The sequence below is a fragment of the Pseudomonas migulae genome (genome assembly GCF_024169315.1).
Taxonomy (GTDB): Bacteria; Pseudomonadota; Gammaproteobacteria; order Pseudomonadales; family Pseudomonadaceae; genus Aquipseudomonas; species Aquipseudomonas migulae_B.
Genome location: NZ_JALJWR010000001.1, coordinates 929,092 through 948,043, shown reverse-complemented (window position 1 = coordinate 948,043; position 18,952 = coordinate 929,092). Strand labels below are relative to the sequence as shown.

At 60.6% G+C, this 18,952-nt stretch carries 15 protein-coding genes; 6 read left to right on the top strand and 9 right to left on the bottom strand.

Going from position 1 to position 18,952, the window contains the following annotated elements:
* Positions 1-66 precede the first annotated feature (66 nt).
* Both J2Y86_RS04245 and J2Y86_RS04240 read right to left on the bottom strand, forming a co-directional pair.
* Entirely contained in the window at positions 67-1,602 is a 1,536-nt protein-coding gene (locus tag J2Y86_RS04245; RefSeq protein ID WP_253428407.1) for an EAL domain-containing protein, read from the bottom strand.
* 115 nt (positions 1,603-1,717) lie between these two features.
* The gene (locus J2Y86_RS04240; protein ID WP_253428405.1) at positions 1,718-2,590 is read right to left on the bottom strand and encodes a LysR family transcriptional regulator; all 873 of its coding nucleotides are present in this window, start codon (positions 2,588-2,590) and stop codon (positions 1,718-1,720) included.
* Between the two features lie 78 nt (positions 2,591-2,668).
* Between J2Y86_RS04240 and J2Y86_RS04235 the strand changes: the two genes are divergently transcribed.
* Together J2Y86_RS04235 and hppD are read left to right on the top strand one after the other, a co-directional pair.
* Complete coding sequence (locus tag J2Y86_RS04235; RefSeq protein WP_253428403.1) at positions 2,669-3,613, top strand: DMT family transporter; 945 nt, start codon at positions 2,669-2,671, stop codon at positions 3,611-3,613.
* Positions 3,614-3,862: 249 nt separating this feature from the next.
* Positions 3,863-4,939, top strand: coding sequence for a 4-hydroxyphenylpyruvate dioxygenase (gene hppD, locus J2Y86_RS04230; protein ID WP_253428401.1), 1,077 nt, complete (start codon positions 3,863-3,865; stop codon positions 4,937-4,939).
* A gap of 124 nt (positions 4,940-5,063) precedes the next feature.
* Here hppD and rarD read toward each other — a convergent pair whose 3' ends face one another.
* The 3 genes from rarD to J2Y86_RS04210 form a co-directional block, all read right to left on the bottom strand.
* Positions 5,064-5,945, bottom strand: a complete 882-nt coding sequence (gene rarD / locus J2Y86_RS04220; RefSeq protein ID WP_253428399.1) for an EamA family transporter RarD — start codon at positions 5,943-5,945, stop codon at positions 5,064-5,066.
* 196 nt (positions 5,946-6,141) lie between these two features.
* Entirely contained in the window at positions 6,142-7,155 is a 1,014-nt protein-coding gene (locus J2Y86_RS04215) for an aldo/keto reductase (protein ID WP_253428396.1), read from the bottom strand.
* 195 nt (positions 7,156-7,350) lie between these two features.
* Positions 7,351-8,661, bottom strand: coding sequence for an MFS transporter (locus J2Y86_RS04210; protein WP_253428394.1), 1,311 nt, complete (start codon positions 8,659-8,661; stop codon positions 7,351-7,353).
* Between the two features lie 171 nt (positions 8,662-8,832).
* Between J2Y86_RS04210 and J2Y86_RS04205 the strand changes: the two genes are divergently transcribed.
* The 4 genes from J2Y86_RS04205 (at position 8,833) to J2Y86_RS04190 (ending at position 14,602) form a co-directional block, all read left to right on the top strand.
* Positions 8,833-9,954: a sugar diacid recognition domain-containing protein gene (locus J2Y86_RS04205; protein ID WP_253428392.1), complete on the top strand. Its 1,122-nt coding sequence runs from the start codon at positions 8,833-8,835 to the stop codon at positions 9,952-9,954.
* A gap of 319 nt (positions 9,955-10,273) precedes the next feature.
* Positions 10,274-11,416, top strand: coding sequence for a glycerate kinase (locus J2Y86_RS04200; RefSeq protein WP_253428390.1), 1,143 nt, complete (start codon positions 10,274-10,276; stop codon positions 11,414-11,416).
* 331 nt (positions 11,417-11,747) lie between these two features.
* Positions 11,748-13,373 carry a methyl-accepting chemotaxis protein gene (locus tag J2Y86_RS04195; RefSeq protein WP_253428388.1) on the top strand — a complete coding sequence of 542 codons (1,626 nt, stop codon included), beginning with the start codon at positions 11,748-11,750 and terminating at the stop codon, positions 13,371-13,373.
* Positions 13,374-13,414: 41 nt separating this feature from the next.
* Positions 13,415-14,602 (top strand): pyridoxal phosphate-dependent aminotransferase, encoded by a 1,188-nt coding sequence (locus J2Y86_RS04190; RefSeq protein ID WP_253428386.1) that lies wholly within the window; start codon positions 13,415-13,417, stop codon positions 14,600-14,602.
* Between the two features lie 127 nt (positions 14,603-14,729).
* Here the strand turns inward: J2Y86_RS04190 and J2Y86_RS04185 are convergent, their stop codons facing one another.
* The 4 genes from J2Y86_RS04185 to J2Y86_RS04170 all read right to left on the bottom strand — a co-directional run bounded on the left by J2Y86_RS04185 (position 14,730) and on the right by J2Y86_RS04170 (position 18,885).
* Positions 14,730-15,707 (bottom strand): 2-hydroxyacid dehydrogenase, encoded by a 978-nt coding sequence (locus tag J2Y86_RS04185; RefSeq protein ID WP_253428384.1) that lies wholly within the window; start codon positions 15,705-15,707, stop codon positions 14,730-14,732.
* Positions 15,708-15,728: 21 nt separating this feature from the next.
* Positions 15,729-17,027 (bottom strand): MFS transporter, encoded by a 1,299-nt coding sequence (locus J2Y86_RS04180; protein ID WP_253428382.1) that lies wholly within the window; start codon positions 17,025-17,027, stop codon positions 15,729-15,731.
* Positions 17,028-17,135: 108 nt separating this feature from the next.
* On the bottom strand, positions 17,136-18,110 hold the full coding sequence (locus tag J2Y86_RS04175) for a sugar kinase (protein WP_253428380.1): 975 nt from the start codon (positions 18,108-18,110) through the stop codon (positions 17,136-17,138).
* Positions 18,103-18,885, bottom strand: a complete 783-nt coding sequence (locus J2Y86_RS04170) for a sugar phosphate isomerase/epimerase family protein (protein ID WP_253428378.1) — start codon at positions 18,883-18,885, stop codon at positions 18,103-18,105. Before J2Y86_RS04170 ends, J2Y86_RS04175 begins: the two co-directional genes overlap by 8 nt.
* Between the last annotated feature and the right edge of the window lie 67 nt (positions 18,886-18,952).

Here is an 18,952-nt window from a genome sequence, read left to right as displayed (position 1 = left end):
AACAAGAGTAGTGTTTTGATTCAAATCGGTGCAGGGCCTCGTTGTCTTGTCGCATAACGGCGCTAGTTAATGGTGACTTAATGCATCAATGAAGTCGGCACCGGGCATCGGCCGTCCGAACAGATAACCTTGCAAGAAGTTCACACCATGAGCCGTGAGATAAGCACTTTGCTCCTCGGTTTCCACGCCTTCGGCAACAATGCCCAGATCGAGTTTGGCCGAGAGTTCGATGATGCTGTCCAGAATGTGCCGGGACAGCGCATCGGCGCCGATCATGGCGACAAAGCTCTGGTCGATCTTCAGGAAATCCACGTTGAACTGGCGCAAGTAACCCAGGCTCGAGTGACCGGTGCCAAAGTCGTCGATGGCGATCATCACGCCCAGCGCGCGAAGCTGCTCGAACAATTGCAAGGTGATGGCGGTCGGCTCGATCAGTTCACGCTCGGTCAGTTCCAGTACCAGATGGATGGAGCCCGGCGCAAATGCACCGAGAAACTCCCGGCAATCCTCGACCAGCGCCAGGTCCTTACAGTGGCTGGCGGTGATGTTGATGCCGATGTGAAACGGTTCGTCGAACGAGGAAGAGACAGGCGCCAGCCATTGCGCAGTTTGCTGCATCAGTGAGCGAGTCATCGGTACGATCAGGCCAGAGTGCTCGGCAAACGGGATGAACAGGTCAGGCCGCACCAGGCCTTCCTTCGGATGATTCCAGCGCATCAATACTTCGGTGCCGGACCACTTCTTGCTCGTGCCATGCACCACCGGCTGAAAATACGGAACGAACTCCGCTGCCTCCAGCGCACGCTGCAGTTCATGACTGGGTGACGTCGAGCGCTTTTGCAAAACATGCCCAATCAGACCGGACACGACGCCAAAAAAGATCAACAGGCTGAACAGCGGCGGATATTCGCTGCTCATGTAGCGCCAGGTCTCACCCTCAGGGAAACCAGCCGCAACGGCGAAAGCGTAACGCGAGGACAGCATTTTGCTTTCGGCGACGGGCAGGGTGGGAAGGGCGTCTTCGTGAACCTTGCCGTCAGCCGACAACCAGTTTGGGCCGACTTGCAGCAACAGCAATGTCTTGCGACCAATCAGGCGCAACACGTTACTCAAGTGATAACCGTCCAGAGTGGTCAGCGCTCCCTTTTTTCCCTCGCTGAGCCGGTACACCAACAACGCGGAATTGGGCGTGACCGGGTTGCCATTCATGAGCCATAACCTGCCTTGGGTGTAGTCCCCGGCGTTGACCTTTTCCTGATAGTCACCAAACAACGAACTGCAATAGAGGTTGTCGTCCCAGACCAGATTCGTCGAGCGCACGAACGGGCGGCGGGTGACCTGTTCGCGCAAGGCGAGTTTGACGTCGTTACAGGATTGGCCGGCCAGCGGCAATAACTCGCGCGCGGCCTGGGCGGTGTTGTCGAGCATCAATTCGAACTGGCGAACGGCTTCTTCGGCAGTCTGCTCGGTACTGTGCTTGAGCGCACGTTCAGCCTGCCAGCAAAGAATGGCGACCCCCAGCAACATCGGGAGCAAACCGCTCAACACCGTCACGGCAATCCGGGTACCGCGTTTCCGTCGGGTTTTGACTGTCAGTGGCATTCGCGAAACCTGTAACGATGGAATAGGGCTCTCAAATGCGGGCAGGACAACGGCGCGCCTCCCAAAAAGAGTTCGATCAGAGGCCATGATAGTTGGCGTTCAAGGCTTATGCCGCTCAACGGTAGTCCAGTCGAGTGGCCAGTTTGATGAAGGCCAGCGTTGCCGGCGAAGACTGACGCCGGTCGAGCACCGCCAGACCCACCTGGCGTGCGACCGTTGGCGACAGCGGTTTTTTCACGTAGCGGTCGTCGCGGCCATCGGGCAGTGAGCCTTCAGCGACCACCGTCAAGGCCTCCCCCCGGCCAACAGTGTCCAGCGTGCTCAGCAGTTGCGAGCAGCGATAGCGAATGTTCGGCGTCAGGTGCGCCGCGCTGAACATCCGTGAAACCAGCTCAGAAGAGCCGGCCTCTGTCAGCACGAAAGAGTCCTGGCACAAATCGCCCAGGCTTACGCTGTCGCGAACCGCCAGCGGATGATCGACGGGCAGCAACGCGACCATTTGGTCCTCGATCAGCGCGAAGGTGTCGAAACGCTCCTGGGGCAACACCACAAAGCCGATGTCGATGCGTCGTTCTTCCAGCCACTGGATGACCTGGCGGTCGGGTCCTTCATCAATATGGACCTCGATGCCAGGGTGAGAGGCTCGGTACTGTTGCAGGATCATCGGCAACAGCTTGATCGACGAGGTCGGGCCGAACGAGCCGATGCGCAGCGTGCCGCGCTTCATCCCGCGGGCATCGGCCGCTTCCTGGCGCAACGTGTTGGCCAGCCCGAGCATCGCCCGGGCCCGCAGCAACAGCTGTTGGCCGATATCGCTGAGTTCGACCCGGGATTGATGCCGCCGCAGCAGTTCGACACCCAGCTCCTGCTCCAGCGACTTGAGGGCGTGAGACACCGCCGATTGCGAAATCCCCAGGCGATGGGCCGCTGCCGTGAAGCCTTGGAGCTCGGCCACCAGCGAGAAGATCTCCAATTGGGTGAGGGTCATGAGTCTTTACTCATTTTACGATGACTGGGTATTAATCGAATGATACGTCATCCGTTCGACTTCTCAATCCGGGGACTTATGACTGCATATGAACACAGGGTGTCTGACCCCTCCGATGTGGCGGTGTATTTCAAGCTCGCTGCCGTCACGATGATCTGGGGTGGCACCTTCGTTGCCGGGCGTTTTCTGGCGGAAAGCGTCAGCCCGTTGTTCGCTGCAAGCCTGCGATTTTTGCTGGCGAGCGCGGCGTTGTTGCTGTTTTTGCTGGTGGCCCGAGTGCCGTTGGCACGGCCCAGCCCCAGGCAATGGCTGCAACTGACGCTGCTGGGGTTCTTCGGCATCTTCTTCTACAACCTGTGCTTCTTTTATGGTCTGCATTACATCAATGCCTCCAGGGCGTCCTTGATCGTGGCGTTGAACCCGGCGGTCATTGGATTGGCCTCGTGGCTGCTGTTCAAGGAGCGTTTGAGTCGGGTAAAGGTCGCCGGTATCGCGATCTGCATCGTTGGAGCGAGCCTGGTGATTGTCAGCCGCAACCCGCAATTGCTGGCCGGCAATGCCGACGCGTGGGTCGGTGATCTGCTGATTTTCGGCTGCGTTCTGAGCTGGGGGATTTATTCGCTGTGCGCCAAAGACCTGAACCAGACCCTGGGGCCGATGCAAACCGTGACATATTCGATCCTGCTCGGCACGGTGATGCTCTGGGTTGTCAGCTCCGTCAGGGGCGAGGTGAGCATTGCGGCGATGGTCGGCCTGGGGGCGCAGCAATGGTTAAGCTTGATGTACCTCGGTGTTTTGGGCTCGGCGCTGGCGTATATCGGCTATTACGATGGCATCCGCAAAATCGGCGCGACCCGGTCCGGCGTGTTCATTGCCCTCAACCCGCTGACTGCGGTCATCCTCGGCGCATTGCTGTTGGGCGAGCAACTGACGTTGGCGATGTGTCTGGGCGGCGGGTTGATCCTGGTGGGGATTTTCCTGTGCAACAAACCCCTTGCGCGAGCAGGGAAAAAGGGGATTTGATACAGAAGACGGACAAATCTGTTTACGCTGTGTAGAATCCGGTTACGCATATAAGAATAATCGTCTTCTGGCAGCAGAAGCCTCGCCCGTATCAGCCTTGGGTCGACAATGAAGAGTTTCGGGTTTCAATTGATCTACGGTGACTTCCTCGCCCGCAGCGTGCGAGGCATTTCCTGTGCGCCACCCGCCGGCTTCAGCATTTCTTGAAACTAACGTTACGTTAATTCTAAAAAATGATGAGGCGCCAAAATGGCAGATTTATACGAAAACCCAATGGGCCTGATGGGCTTTGAATTCATCGAATTCGCATCGCCAACCCCGAACACGCTGGAGCCGATCTTCGAGATCATGGGCTTCACCAAGGTTGCGAGCCACCGCTCCAAAGACGTGCACCTGTATCGCCAGGGCGCGATCAACCTGATCCTCAACAACGAACCCCACAGCGTCGCTTCGTACTTCGCGGCCGAGCACGGCCCGTCGGTGTGCGGCATGGCGTTCCGCGTCAAGGATTCGCAACTGGCCTACAAACGCGCGCTGGAAATCGGCGCCCAGCCGATCCACATCGAAACCGGCCCGATGGAACTGAACCTGCCAGCGATCAAAGGCATCGGCGGCGCGCCGCTGTACCTGATCGACCGTTTCGGCGAAGGCAGCTCGATCTACGACATCGACTTCGTATTCATCGAAGGTGTTGACCGCAACCCGGTTGGCGCTGGCCTGAAGATCATCGACCACCTGACCCACAACGTGTATCGCGGTCGCATGGCGTACTGGGCGAACTTCTACGAGAAGCTGTTCAACTTCCGTGAAATCCGTTACTTCGACATCAAGGGCGAATACACCGGCCTGACCTCCAAGGCGATGACCGCGCCGGACGGCATGATCCGCATCCCGTTGAACGAAGAGTCGTCCAAGGGCGCCGGGCAGATCGAAGAGTTCCTGATGCAGTTCAACGGCGAAGGCATCCAGCACGTAGCCTTCCTCAGCGATGACCTGATCAAGACCTGGGATCACCTGAAAAGCATCGGCATGCGCTTCATGACCGCGCCACCGGAAACCTATTACGAAATGCTCGAAGGGCGTTTGCCGAACCACGGCGAGCCGGTTGATCAACTGCAGGCGCGCGGCATTCTGCTCGACGGTTCGTCCGAGTCGGGCGACAAGCGTCTGCTGTTGCAGATCTTCTCGGAAACCCTGATGGGGCCGGTGTTCTTCGAGTTCATCCAGCGTAAAGGCGACGATGGCTTCGGCGAAGGCAACTTCAAGGCGTTGTTCGAATCGATTGAGCGTGATCAGGTTCGTCGTGGTGTGTTGTCTACCGACTAAACCGTTACCGCGATAAAACTGTGGGAGCGGGCTTGCTCGCGAAAGCGGTGTGTCATTCAGCAATGATGTTGACTGACACGCCGCTTTCGCGAGCAAGCCCGCTCCCACATTTGTTGGTGTGTATTTAAGGTTTGCGCTGCCGGACCAAGTGTTTGAAGCCCTCGAACACCAGCACCAGCACCGCCATCCAGATCGGAATATAGGTCAGCCATTCCCCCGCCTTGATGCTTTCCCCAAGCAGTAGCGCAACGCCCAGCAACAGCACCGGCTCGACGTAGCTCAACAACCCGAACAGGCTGAACGGCAGCAGTCGGCTGGCGATGATGTAGATCACCAGCGCCGAGGCACTGATCACGCCGAGAATCGGGATCAACAGCGACAGCCACGGATGCTGGTCAAACACACTGAAACCTTGCTCGCCGGTCTGCACGAACCAGAAGGCCACGGGCAGCGTGAGTGCCATGTCCAGCCATAGGCCGCCCAGGTTGTCCGCTGCCAGACGCTTGCGCAGGATGAAATAGGTCGGGTAGCCGACGCACACCAGCAGGGTCGCCCAGGAAAAACCACCGACCTGATACACCTCGTTGATCACCCCGAGGCAGGCGAAAAATACGGCAATCTTTTGCAGATAGGACAGGCGCTCACCGTAGGCCAGTCGCCCGGTCAGGACCATGGTCAGCGGCAGCAGGAAATAGCCCAGCGACACATCGAGGCTGTAGCCGTTGAGCGGTGCCCACATGAACAACCAGAGCTGCACGCCGAGCAGGGCGGAGGAGGCGATCAGGCCGGCGATCAGTTTCGGCTGGGCGGTGGCTCGCCGCACAATCTCGACCACGCGTTTCCATTCCCCGGACACCACCATGAACACGGTCATGCACGGCACCGTCAGCAGCATTCGCCAACCGAAAATTTCCACACCGCTCAACGGGGCGAGCAGTGAGGTGTAGTAATACATGACGGCAAACAGCACCGAGGCCGAGACCGATAGAGCGATACCTTTAGACAAACTGTCCTCGCGAAGTTGAAGGTGAAACGGGGGGGCGGAGGATACGTGGTTTCCGAAGTGAATATCGGCCGATCGATCAACACTAATCGAGTGTGGGAGCGGGCTTGCTCGCGAAAGCGGTGTATCAGTCAACATCAATGTTGAATTTGGAACCGCTTTCGCGAGCAAGCCCGCTCCCACATTGGATTGCGCTGCTTCAGGTGTTGCGGGGCTTACGGCCGGACACGAAATGGCTCACATCATTGAACCCCGGCGTCGACGCATGCCCCGGTGTCACCAGCGAGTCGATAAACGCTTCATCCTCAGCCGTGATCTTCACCGCCTGCGCCTTAGTGTAGGCGTCCCATTGTTCTTCGGTGCGCGGTCCGACAATGGCGGAGGTGACGGCGTTGTTGTTCAGCACCCAGGCAATCGCGAACTCGACGATGCCCACGCCACGACCTTGCGTGTATTGCTGGATCTGCTGGGCAATGCGCAGGGATTCCACGCGCCATTCCGTTTCCAGAATACGTTTGTCGGCGCGTCCGGCGCGGCTGTTGGCGTCCGGTTTCACATCCGGCGCGTATTTGCCACTGAGTACGCCGCGCGCCAGCGGGCTGTAAGGCACCACGCCAAGGCCGTAGTTCTGCGCCGCGGTGATCTGTTCGGTTTCAGCCTGACGGTTGACGATGTTGTACAACGGCTGGCTGATGACGGGGCGGTCAACCCCCAGTTTATCAGCGATGCGGATCACCTCGGCGATGCGCCAGCCACGGTAATTCGACAAGCCCCAATAGCGGATTTTGCCTTGGCGAATCAGGTCGCCGATGGCCGACACCGTGACGTCCAGCGGCGTGTTGTGGTCTTCGCGGTGCAGGTAATAAATGTCGACGTAGTCGGTGCCGAGGCGGGTCAGGCTGGCATCGATGCCATTGAAGATGTGCTTGCGGCTCAGACCGCTGCGGTTCGGCACGCCGTCCACCGGGCCGAAACCGACCTTGGTGGCGAGCACCCATTCGTGGCGGTTACCGGCAATCGCTTCGCCGACGATTTCCTCGGAGCGGCCGCCGGTGTAGACGTCGGCCGTGTCGATGAAATTGATGCCTTGGTCCCAGGCCTTGTCGATGATCCGCAGGGAATCTTCGGTGCTGGTCTGTTCGCCGAACATCATGGTGCCCAGGGTCAGGGTGGACACCTGCAAACCCGAATGACCCAGCGTGCGATAGCTCATGACGAAATCCTTTTACCGGAGGGAAAGGCTCAATCAAATACCAGAACAACCGCGCGGATCAAAGTGAATTATCGAACACCCCGAATCAAAATGTGGGAGCGGGCTTGCTCGCGAAGGCGTCGTATCAGGCGACTTTATGGTGACTGACACACCGCATTCGCGAGCAAGCCCGCTCCCACACTGGATTCGCTTCTATCAGACCCGCAAAGTGCACGTCATGCGCAGCGCCAGCAAGCTGCCACAGACAATCACGCCCGCCAGCAGGTACAACGCGGCGTCGGTCGAACCGGTGCTGTCCTTGACCCAGCCCACCAGGTATGGACTGAGGAACCCGGCCATCTGCCCCATGGAGTTGATCAATGCCAGCCCACCCGCCGCAGCGCCGGCACTCAGCAGCGCAGTCGGCACCGGCCAGAACATCGGCAGGCCGGTGAGGGCGCCCATGGTGGCGATCGTCAGGCCAAGAATTGCAATGGCTGGCGTGGTGGCGAAGTTAACGGCGATCAGCAGGCCGACAGCGCCCATCAGCATCGGCACCACCAAATGCCAGCGACGTTCTTTGCGCAAGTCCGCCGAGCGGCCGACCATCAGCATGAACACCGCCGCCAGCAGGTACGGAATGGCACTCAACCAGCCGATCACCAGGTTATCGCTGAAACCCAGGTTCTTGATGATCGACGGCAGCCAGAAGTTGATCGCGTAGACGCCGCTCTGGATGCAGAAGTAAATCAGCCCGAACGCCCAGATCGCCGGATTCTTGAACACCGCCAGCAGCGAATCGGTGGTGGTTTTCGGTTTGTTGGCCAGGTCTTCCGCGTGGTCGGCTTCCAGTACCGAGCGCTCGAACGGCGTGAGCCACTTGGCGTTGGCGTAACTGTCGCTGAGCAGGAAGTAGGCGAGGGCGCCGAGGATCACGGTCGGAATGCCTTGCAGCAGGAACATCCACTGCCAGCCGGCCAGACCGCCCTGGCCGGCGGCGAAGTGGTTGAGAATCCAGCCGGAAAACGGGCTGCCGAGCAGGCCGGACACAGGGATCGCCGACATGAACAACGCCATGATGCGGCCACGGCGGAAGGTCGGGAACCACTGCGAGAGGTACAGCACCACACCCGGGAAGAACCCGGCTTCGGCCGCGCCGGTGAACAGGCGCAAGGTGTAGAACTCGGTCGGGGTGGTGACGAACAGCAGGCAGGTCGACAGCGTGCCCCAGACGATCATCATCAACGCGATCCAGCGGCGCGGGCCGAACTTGGTCAACGCCAGGTTGCTCGGCACGCCGCACAGCACGTAGCCGATAAAGAAGATCCCGGCCCCGAGGCCGTACACGGTTTCGCTGAATTTCAGTGCGTCGAGCATCTGCAGCTTGGCAAATCCAACGTTCACCCGGTCGAGGTAGTTGAACAGGTAGCAGATGAAAATGAAGGGGATCAAACGCAGGGTAATGCGTTTGTAGACGGCATTTTTTTCGTCAACGATGGCCTGGGTAGCGGCGGCGCTCTGTGACATGGCGGGCTCTCTCTTTATTATGATTTTTTGCGATGCAAAGGGTAACGTTGATCGCCTTGAGAGTCTCGGCCACCCTCAGGGCTGCTGTCTTTGTGCCTGAGCACAGGGTTTGTCACCCAGCCCTGTGCGGGTGAACAACCCCGATCCATCACGCTTGCAAGGATTCCCCCTATGTTCGAACTCGATCACGACCTGGCCCAGGACATCGTCGACCGGGCGATGGCCATCCTGCCGTACAACGTCAACGTCATGGACAGCCAGGGCTTGATTCTCGGCAGCGGTGAATCGGAGCGGGTCAACACCCGGCACGAAGGCGCACAACTGGTGCTGGCCAACGGGCGCGTGGTGGAAATCGATGCGCAAACGGCGATCCATCTCAAAGGCGTGCAGCCGGGGATCAACCTGCCGCTGTTGCTCGATCAGCGCTTGATCGGCGTGCTGGGCATCACCGGTGAACCGGAACAACTGCGCACCTATGCCGAACTGGTACGCATGACCGCCGAGATGCTGGTAGGCCAGCGCAACCAGCAAGCCGAGCAGCAATGGCGGCGCCAGCGTTGCGATGACCTGCTGGCGCTGCTGCTGAGCGAAGCGGGGGAATCGCCGCGGCTGATCGATGAAGCGCAGCAGCTTGGGCTCAAACCGCAGATGACACGGGTGCCGTATCTGTTCGAGCTGGGGATGGAGCACGGGCCGGGGCAAACCGTCGACGCGCTCAGCGCCTGGCTGACCTCGCGTTACCCGGACAGTTGGTGCGTGAGTTCGGCCAAGTCGTCGTTGCTGTGGTGTCGACCGGCGAATCAGGCGATCGAGAACGAACGTCTGCTGGAAAAGCTCGACGGCCTTGGCTGGAATATCTTGCGTATCGCTGTGGGCGGGCAGGCGGATGGCTTGTCGGGCTTGCGCCGTTGCTATCGCCGGGTCGGCGACTTGCTGGCTTACGGGCGTGATGTCCTGCCGCATTCGCGCTTGCTGACACTGACCCGTTATCGTCTGCCGGTGATGCTCTGGCGACATCGCAACGACGATGCACTGGACGAACTGCTCAAGCCATTGCGCAAAGTCATCGCCAAGGATGGCAACGGCCAACTGCTGGCGACCTTGCGCAGTTGGTGCGACCACGACGGCCAGAGTCAGGCGTGTGCCGATGCGTTGGGGATTCATCGCAACAGTTTGCGTTATCGCATGGAGCGGATTGCCGAGCTCAGCGGCGTGGATCCGTTACGCCTCGATGGCATGCTGGCCCTTTACCTCGGCGTGCAACTGCTCCCACAAACCGACGCAAACCCATGATGCACACAATCCTCCTGTGGGAGCGGGCTTGCTCGCGAAAGCGGTGGATCAGCCAACATCACTGCTGAATGAAACACCGCATTCGCGAGCAAGCCCGCTCCCACATTTGATTCTGGTCGCTCACAAATTTGGTGGTCACTGAAGATCCCCTGTGGGAGCTAGCCTGCTAGCGATGAGGCCCTCACATCCAGTATCAATGCTGACTCGATCACAGGATTTGTAGAAATGAACAATAATCCTCCATGCCGCTTGTGCAGCGGACCGGCGTTATTGTTCTGACCTGCTGGCAGCATGAGGGCCTTGGAACTGGAGAATTCGCATGAAAATCGTCATTGCCCCCGATTCGTTCAAGGACAGCCTGAGTGCCCAGGGTGTGGCCGACGCCATTGCTCTGGGGCTGGCGCAAGTCTGGCCCGATGCGCAGTTGGTCAAATGCCCGATGGCCGACGGCGGGGAAGGGACGGTCGAGTCGGTGCTGGCGGCATGCGAAGGGCAACTGCGTCGCACGAATGTCCGAGGCCCGCTGGGTACAACGGTTGATGCCGCGTGGGGCTGGCTGCCACAGAGCCTGACGGCAATCATTGAAATGGCCGAGGCCAGTGGTTTGCAACTCGTGCCGCCGGGGCAGCGTGATGCCTGTATCAGCAGCACGTTCGGCACCGGCGAGCTGATCCGCGCTGCGCTCGATGCCGGGGCGCAACGGGTGATCCTGGGGATTGGCGGCAGCGCCACCAACGACGCTGGCGCCGGGGCGATGCAAGCCTTGGGCGTGAAGCTGCTGGATGCCCGGGGCGAAACCCTGGCGCCGGGCGGACTGGCGCTGGCGCAACTGGCTCGCATCGATTTGAGTGACATGGATCCGCGTTTGGCCCAGGTGCGCTTCGATATCGCCGCCGACGTCAACAATCCACTGTGCGGCCCCCACGGCGCCTCTGCGATTTTCGGCCCGCAAAAAGGCGCGACGCCTGCGCAGGTCGAACAACTGGATCACGCACTCGGGCACTTTGCCGAGTTGTGCGCCCAGGCCCTCAACAAAGACGTGCGCGACGAACCGGGGAGCGGCGCAGCGGGCGGTCTGGGATTTGGCGCCAAGGCGTTTCTCGGCGCGCAATTCAAGGCCGGCGTTGAAGTGGTCGCCGAACTGGTTGGTCTGGCCGAGGCGGTAAAAGACGCCGATCTGGTGATCACTGGCGAAGGTCGTTTCGATGCGCAGACCTTGCGCGGCAAGACTCCGTTTGGCGTTGCGCGGGTCGCTCGGCAACACGGCGTACCGGTGATCGTCATTGCCGGCACGTTGGGTGAGGGCTATCAGGCCTTGTACGAGCATGGCATCGATGCCGCGTTTGCCCTGGCGAGCGGGCCGATGACGCTGGAACAGGCGTGCACCGAGGCGCCGCGCTTGCTCAGTGAGCGAGCGAGCGATATCGCGCGGGTCTGGCAAGTAGCTGCGCGCAAACCCTGATACGCCGCGATCCCCTGTAGGAGCGAGGCTTGCTCGCGAAGGGCGTCAACGATGACGCGGGTTGCCTGGATCAACGCAGCGCCCTCACGTTCTTCGCGAGCAAGCTTCGCTCCTACAGGGGGATTGGGTGTTTCAGCGGTGAAACACTTGTGACCCCTTGAAAAATATTTCGCAAATTCCTGCAAAAATCCTCAACCCCAGCCGATACAGAGATCAGGCGCACACAAACCTATTACAACAGTGGCGCCAATCTGAACGGTGCGCCTCAAAGCCCGCCCGCCAGTGATCACGGCAAGGACGCTCGAAGCCTCTATCCCCCGAGTACCGTCCTATGTCCTTGCGTAATCTGAATATCGCGCCTCGAGCCTTCCTGGGTTTCGCCTTTATTGCCTTGCTGGTGATTGTGCTGGGTGTATTCGCGGTCAACCGCATGTCGATCATCCGCCAGTCCTCGATCGACATGGGCAGCACCCAACTGCCCAGCGTCGGCTTCCTGGGCAATGCCACCGAAAACATCCTGCGCATGCGCATTCTGTCGTTCCGCATTCTGGTCAACCGCGAGCCGGCCAGTCTGCAGGAAGCTGAAACCCGTATCGGCGTGCTGACCGACAAGGCGCGCAAGGCTCAGGCCGCCTATGCCGCATTGCCGGCAGGTCCGGACGAAGCGGCGCTGTATAAAGTGTTCAGCGCGACCCTGGACAATTACATGCAAGCCCAGCGCGAAATGTTGGACCTGTCGCGCCAGAATAAAATTGACGAGATGCGCACTCTGATCAACACACGGATCAAGGACGGCACCGACCAGATGGGCGAACAGCTCAATCGACTGGTGACGTACAACACCGAGGGCGCCAAGGCCGCCGGGGTTATCGCCGAAGACAACTACAACACCGCCGTGAATGGAATCATCGGGGTGTCGGTGGTGGCGGCGCTCATGACCGTGCTGCTGGCCTGGCTGCTGACCCGCAGCATCGTCACGCCGTTGAACCGCGCGGTGCAGGCAGCGGAAACCATCGCTGGCGGTAACCTGACCAAAGCCATTGAAGTCGATGGCAAGGACGAACCGGCCCGGTTGCTCGGCGCCTTGTCCACCATGCAAGGCAACCTGCGCAAAACCATCGAGCAGATCGCCGGTTCCGCCACGCAACTGGGCGCCGCCGCCGAAGAGCTCAGCGCCGTGACCGAAGAAGCGTCCCGCGGCCTGCAACAGCAAAACAACGAAATCGAACAGGCCGCCACCGCCGTCAATGAAATGACCGCGGCGGTGGAAGAAGTGGCGCGCAACGCGGTATCGACTTCCGAAGCCTCGAACGAGTCGACCCAGGCCGCCCGCGAAGGTCGCGACCGTGTGGTGGAAACCGTCGACGCGATCCAGACCATGACCCACGACGTGCAAAACACTTCGCTGATGATCGAAGGCCTGGCGGCGCAGGGGCGCGACATCGGCAAGGTGCTGGACGTGATCCGCGCCATCGCCGAACAAACCAACCTGCTGGCACTGAACGCAGCGATCGAAGCGGCCCGCGCCGGTGAAGCCGGGCGTGGTTTTGCAGTGGTCGCGGACGAGGTCCGCGCGCTGGCGCATCGCACGGCGCAATCGACTCAGGAAATCGAGAAGATGGTCGCCGGTATTCAAAACGGCACGGGCGAGGCGGTGTCGTCGATGCAGCAAAGCAATCAGCGCACCCAAAGCACCCTGGAAATGGCCCGTGCCGCCGGTATTGCGCTGGAGCAGATCACCCAGTCGATCCACCTGATCAACGAACGCAACCTGGTCATCGCCAGCGCGTCCGAAGAACAGGCGCAGGTGTCCCGTGAAGTCGATCGCAACCTGGTGAACATCCGCGACCTGGCGACTCAGTCCGCCGCCGGTGCCAATCAGACCAGCGCCGCCACGCACGAGTTGTCGCGCCTGGCCGTCGATTTGAATGCGATGGTGGCGCGTTTCGTGATTTGAGATAGGGTTGAGGCTAGGAACACGCGCGACTGGAGAAATACATGCGCTATTCAGCCTTGACCCAACGAATCGCCGGTGACGGCGCTGCGGCCTGGCAAATTCATTACCGAGCATTGGAGTTACGAGAGCAAGGCGTCGATGTGTTGCTGCTGTCGGTGGGCGATCCGGACTTCGATACGCCGCGACCCATCGTTCAGGCGTGCATCGACAGCCTGTTGGCCGGCGATACCCATTACGCAGAAGTGCGCGGCAGTCGTGGGCTGCGTGACAGCATCGTCAGCCGCCATCGGCGGCGCAGCGGGCAGACGGTGGATGTCGATGAAGTGATCGTGATGCCCGGCGCGCAATGCGGGGTGTATTCGGTCGTGCAATGCCTGCTCGATCCGGGCGATGAAGTGATCGTCGCCGAACCCATGTACGTGACCTATGAAGGCGTGTTCGGCGCCTGCGGAGCCAAGGTGGTGCCGGTGGCGGTGCGTCCGGAGAACGGCTTTCGGGTTGATCCGGCGGATGTCGCGGCGCTGATTACGCCGAAAACCCGCGCCATTTTGCTCAACAGTCCCAACAATCCTTCCGGCGCCAGTTTGCCGCTGCTGATCTGGCAGCAACTGGCGTCGCTGTGTATTCGGCACAACCTGTGGCTGATCAGCGACGAGGTCTACAGCGATCTGTTGTACGAAGGCGAGCACATCAGCCCGGCCAGCCTGCCGGGTATGGCCGAGCGCACCGCGACGATCGACAGCCTGTCCAAATCCCACGCCATGAGCGGCTGGCGAGTGGGCTGGGTGATCGGGCCGAAAGCCTTGATCGACCATCTGGAACACCTGTCGCTGTGCATGCTGTTCGGCATTCCGGAGTTTGTGCAAAACGCGGCGCAAGTCGCGCTGGACGGGGATCTGCCGGAAGTGGCGATGATGCGCGAGGAATATCGCCGGCGTCGCGACCTGGTGTGCGCGAGCCTGAACGCGTGTCCGGGTTTGCGAGCGGTGCGGCCAGATGGCGGGATGTTCGTGATGGTCGACGTGCGCCAGACCGGGCTGACTGCCCAGCACTTCGCCGAGCGGTTGCTGGAGGGTTACGGTGTGTCAGTGCTGGCCGGCGAAGCGTTCGGGCCCAGCGCGGCGGGGCACATTCGCATCGGTCTGGTGGTGGATCGTCCGAAACTGGCGGATGCCTGTCGGCGGATTGCGTTGTGTGCGGGTGATCTTCTTGAGGCGCGGCGGGCCTGAGGGATTTGCGTTGTCTGTGCCGGCCCCTTCGCGAGCAAGCCCGCTCCCACATTGGTGTTGTGAACGCCACAGATCTAATGTGGGAGCGGGCTTGCTCGCGAAGACTGACTGACAGGCGCTAAATCTCTTAACCCTTCCACGCCCGCTCATTCACCAGATTCTTCGGCCGCTCACCCGCCAGCGCCGCCAACAGATTGTCCACCGCACAGGTGGCCATCGCTTCCCGTGTTTCATGGGTCGCCGAGCCAATGTGCGGTGTCGCTACCACGTTGTTCAGTTGCAACAACGGCGAGTCCGGGTTCAACGGCTCACGCTCGAACACGTCCAGCCCCGCCGCGCGAATCTGCCCCGAGCGCAAGGCTTCGATCAGCGCTGGTTCGTCCACGACTTTGCCCCGTGAAATATTGATGAAGATCGTCTCCGGACCCATCAGCGCAAATTGCTCCGCGCCGATCAAGCCTTCGGTTTCAGCGGTCAGCGGCAAGGTCAGGCAGACGAAATCGGCTTGTTGCAACAGCTCCGGCAAGCTGCGGTATTGCGCATTGAAGCGCTGCTCCACCGCCGGTTTCGGCGAGTGGCTGTGATAGATCACCGGCATGCCGAAACCGAAATGCCCGCGCTGGGCCAACGCTTCGCCAATCCGCCCCATGCCGATGATGCCCAGGGTTTTACCGTGCACATCCGTGCCGAACTGCGCCGGGCCGATGTTGCGTTTCCACTGGCCGGCGCGAACCATGTTCGCCAGTTCCACCACGCGCCGGGCCGTCGCCAGGATCAGCGCGAAACCAGTGTCGGCGGTGGTTTCGGTGAGCACGTCCGGGGTGTTGCTGAGCAGGATGCGGCGCTCGGTCAGGTAGTCGATGTCGTAGTTGTCGACGCCCACCGAGACGCTGGCGATGGCTTGCAGATTTGGCGCAAGGTCGAGCAACCCAGCGTCCAGTTTCAGGCTGGCACCGAGCAGGCCTTGGGCGCGGGGCAGGGCCTCACGCAGTTGCGCGAGCCCGTCGGCGTCGAGATTGTCGATCAGCGTCACTTCCGTCTGCTCATGCAGGCGAGCCATCAGCAGCGGCGAAAGTTTCTTGTACAACACAACCTGCTTTTTCATCGTATTCATCTCTGCATCAATTCAAGGATGGGCGGCGGTCGGGCGGGTTACCGCAACCGAGGGACGCTCCCGGTCACTGGCACCGGGTTTGAGGAAAATCGTCAGCACCACCGAAAGCATCAACGCGCCGCTCATCAACAGGTAGGAGGCGCCGGGCGAACCGGTGGAGCTGTTCAGGTAACCGACCAGATAGGAACCGCCAAACGAACCCAGCGCGCCCATGCTGTTGATCAACGCCATCGCGCCGCCGGCGACGTTGGCCGGAAGGATTTCCGGAATGATCGCGAAGAACGGTCCGTACGGTGCGTACATGCAGGCGCCGGCAATCACCAGCAGGGTGTACGACCACCAGAAATGTTCGGCGCCCAGCGCGTAGGATCCGTAGAACGCAATCGAGGCGATCAACAGCGGCGGCCAGACAAAGCGCTTACGCTTCTGCAGTTTGTCCGAGCCCCAGGACACCAGCAGCATGCCAATCACCGCCGCCAGGTACGGCAGCGCGGAGAGCCAACCGGCTTCGACCATGTCCATTTGTGCGCCGGCCTTGAGGATCGACGGCAGCCACAGCACGAAACCGTAGACACCAATGCTCCAGCAGAAAAACTGCAGGGCCAGGATGATCACTTTCGGTGAACGGAAGGCTTCGGCGTAGTTCTTCACGGCCTTGATGCCGACCTGTTCGGCGGCGAGGGCGCTTTCCAGATCCTGCTTTTCCTGGTCGCTGAGCCACTTGGCCTGGGCCGGACGATCATCCGCCAGACGCCACCAGATAAACGCCCAAAGCACCGCCGGCAAGCCTTCGATGATGAACATCCAGCGCCAGCTGTAATGCTGCACCAGATAACCCGACACCACCGACATCCAGAGCATGGTCACCGGGTTGCCGAGGATCAGGAAGGTGTTGGCGCGCGAGCGTTCGGCGCGGGTGAACCAGTGGCACAGGTAGATCAGCATCGCCGGCATCACAGCGGCTTCAACCACGCCGAGCATGAAGCGTATGACGATCAGCCAGTAGGCATTGGAGACGATCCCGGTCAAGGTGGCCAGGCTGCCCCAGAGGATCAGGCTGACGAAGATCAGCTTCTTCACGCTGTGCTTTTGCGCGTAGATCGCGCCCGGCACCTGGAAGAAAAAGTAACCGAGGAAGAACAGTGCGCCGAGCATCGACGACAGGCCCGGGGTGATCATCAGGTCGGCGGCCATCCCCGAGGCGGCGGCGAAGCCGTAGTTGGCGCGGTCCAGATACGCCAGGCTGTAAGTGATGAACACGATGGGCATGATGTACCACCAGCGGCGGGCGGCGAGCGTTGCGGTTTTCATGATGATGCTCCTGAGCTTGTTGTTTTTGTCGCAGCAGGTAACGGTTTTAAATCTTCAGTGACTGTGCAGGCCTCTTCGCGAGCAAGCTTCGCTCCTACAGGTATTGCGCTAAACCTGTAGGAGCAAAGCTTGCTCGCGAATGGGGGCCTCAAATTCGACGGACATTTCGGAACGGGTCGGCAACCCCTCCATATCCCCCCGACTCTGCACCGCCCGACTGCCAATCCAGTTGGCACGCTTCACGGCGTCGGCAAAGCTGTGGTTTTCCAGCAACGCGCTGATCATGCCGACGGCAAAACCGTCGCCGGCACCTACGGTATCGACCACGGTTTCCACGGGCACGCCCGCCACGAAACCTTGATCCAGATGCGTGCGGTAAAACGCGCCGTGGGGGCCGAGCTTGATCGCCACGGCTTCGGCGCCCTGGTCGAGGTAAAACGCCGCGATGTCGGCGGGGTCTTCGTAGCCGGTCAGCAAACGGCCTTCGCTCAAACCCGGCAGCACCCAGTCGGCGAGGGCGGCGAGGCGGTTGATCTCGGTAATCATCTGTTGCGTGCTGGCCCACAGGCTCGGACGCAGGTTCGGATCGAAGGACACACTGCGCCCGGCCTCACGCATGCGTGTCATCAGTTCGAAGGACATTTGCCGCGCCGTTTCCGACAGCGCCGGAGGAATGCCGGTGGCGTGCAAGTGCCGCGCCTTGAGCAGCTCGGGGACGATCGATTGCGGCGACAAATGACTCGCCGCCGATCCGCGCCGGAAATACTCGACCATGGGGTCGTCGCCGTCGTCGGTGCGCGACTTGAGTTGAAACCCGGTCGGATGGACCGCATCGATGGCGACGTTGCTGCAATCGATGCCTTCCTTTTTCAGGGTGTCGATCACGAACCGCCCCAGCGAGTCGTCACCGACCCGGCTCAGCCACGCCACGTTGAATCCCAGTCGCGACAAGCCGATGGCGACGTTGCTGTCGGCCCCGGCAATGCGCTTGTGGAAATGGTCGACGTTGGCCAGGTCGCCGTTCTGATCAGCGACGAACATCGCCATGGTTTCACCGAACGACAGGATATCGATCTCAGGCATGAGCGTTCTCCAGGCGTGATTGACCGAGGCGGGCGAGGACGGCGACGTGCTCGGTGGTGAGTTGCACCAGATCGTCGCCTTGCAGCGGATATTCCGCGGCCCGCATTACGCCTTGGGCCATGTGTCGCAGCAGTTGTTCCCACAGATGCAGGTCGCTGGCGGCAGGCGGTATGGCAACCAGTTTGCCGTCGGTCCGACGCGAGACGGCCTTGCAGTGCACGTAACCGACGTGGCGGCCGAGCAGGCGTGCGGCGCTGCTGGCGGACTGGTCCTGCCAGTGCCAGTTGCCGATGTCGAAGGTCATCTTGATCGGCAGCTTGTGTTGCTCGACTTCCGCGAAAAAGCGCTGGAAGGGTTCAATGCGTCCGCCGTGCAAGGTCTGGTCGTTTTCCACCAGCAACTGCACGGCGCTTTTGCCGAGGATCTGGGCGAGGGTCCGCAGGTCGCTGGTGTCCGTGAAATAACCGAGGGACACCTTCAGCCATTTGGCGCCGAAAGCCTGGGCGCGTTGCAGGGCGGTGATCAATTCGGGATTGGGTTTCGACTGCCCGGCCAGCCACAGTTCCATCGGCGAGGAATAGACGCTTTCGAGGCCTTGGGCCCGGGTGGCGTCGGCCAGTTGTGCGGGGTCTTCGAGGGTCAGCAACTCTTCGCGCCATTCGATGCAGTGGGCACCGGCAGCGGCCAGCAGCTCGATGAAACTGCCCTGGCCGCGTTGGCGTACCAGATCGGCGCCGTAGCTGGAGAGGCTGATGGAGACGGGTGGTTTATTCATTGTTCTGGACCTCTGAAACCGGTTTCATTTTTGTTCAAAAAAAATGGCATGGAGATTGTGGTGATCT

What these genes read in the sequence shown, in the direction of transcription:
- J2Y86_RS04240 (WP_253428405.1), bottom strand. Translation starts at nt 2,590, where the DNA reads ATGACCCTCACCCAATTGGAGATCTTCTCGCTGGTGGCCGAGCTCCAA.
- J2Y86_RS04170 (WP_253428378.1), bottom strand. Translation starts at nt 18,885, where the DNA reads ATGAATAAACCACCCGTCTCCATCAGCCTCTCCAGCTACGGCGCCGAT.
- J2Y86_RS04175 (WP_253428380.1), bottom strand. Translation starts at nt 18,110, where the DNA reads ATGCCTGAGATCGATATCCTGTCGTTCGGTGAAACCATGGCGATGTTC.
- J2Y86_RS04190 (WP_253428386.1), top strand. Translation starts at nt 13,415, where the DNA reads ATGCGCTATTCAGCCTTGACCCAACGAATCGCCGGTGACGGCGCTGCG.
- J2Y86_RS04185 (WP_253428384.1), bottom strand. Translation starts at nt 15,707, where the DNA reads ATGAAAAAGCAGGTTGTGTTGTACAAGAAACTTTCGCCGCTGCTGATG.
- J2Y86_RS04205 (WP_253428392.1), top strand. Translation starts at nt 8,833, where the DNA reads ATGTTCGAACTCGATCACGACCTGGCCCAGGACATCGTCGACCGGGCG.
- J2Y86_RS04235 (WP_253428403.1), top strand. Translation starts at nt 2,669, where the DNA reads ATGACTGCATATGAACACAGGGTGTCTGACCCCTCCGATGTGGCGGTG.
- J2Y86_RS04215 (WP_253428396.1), bottom strand. Translation starts at nt 7,155, where the DNA reads ATGAGCTATCGCACGCTGGGTCATTCGGGTTTGCAGGTGTCCACCCTG.
- J2Y86_RS04200 (WP_253428390.1), top strand. Translation starts at nt 10,274, where the DNA reads ATGAAAATCGTCATTGCCCCCGATTCGTTCAAGGACAGCCTGAGTGCC.
- J2Y86_RS04245 (WP_253428407.1), bottom strand. Translation starts at nt 1,602, where the DNA reads ATGCCACTGACAGTCAAAACCCGACGGAAACGCGGTACCCGGATTGCC.
- J2Y86_RS04195 (WP_253428388.1), top strand. Translation starts at nt 11,748, where the DNA reads ATGTCCTTGCGTAATCTGAATATCGCGCCTCGAGCCTTCCTGGGTTTC.
- J2Y86_RS04210 (WP_253428394.1), bottom strand. Translation starts at nt 8,661, where the DNA reads ATGTCACAGAGCGCCGCCGCTACCCAGGCCATCGTTGACGAAAAAAAT.
- J2Y86_RS04180 (WP_253428382.1), bottom strand. Translation starts at nt 17,027, where the DNA reads ATGAAAACCGCAACGCTCGCCGCCCGCCGCTGGTGGTACATCATGCCC.
- hppD (WP_253428401.1), top strand. Translation starts at nt 3,863, where the DNA reads ATGGCAGATTTATACGAAAACCCAATGGGCCTGATGGGCTTTGAATTC.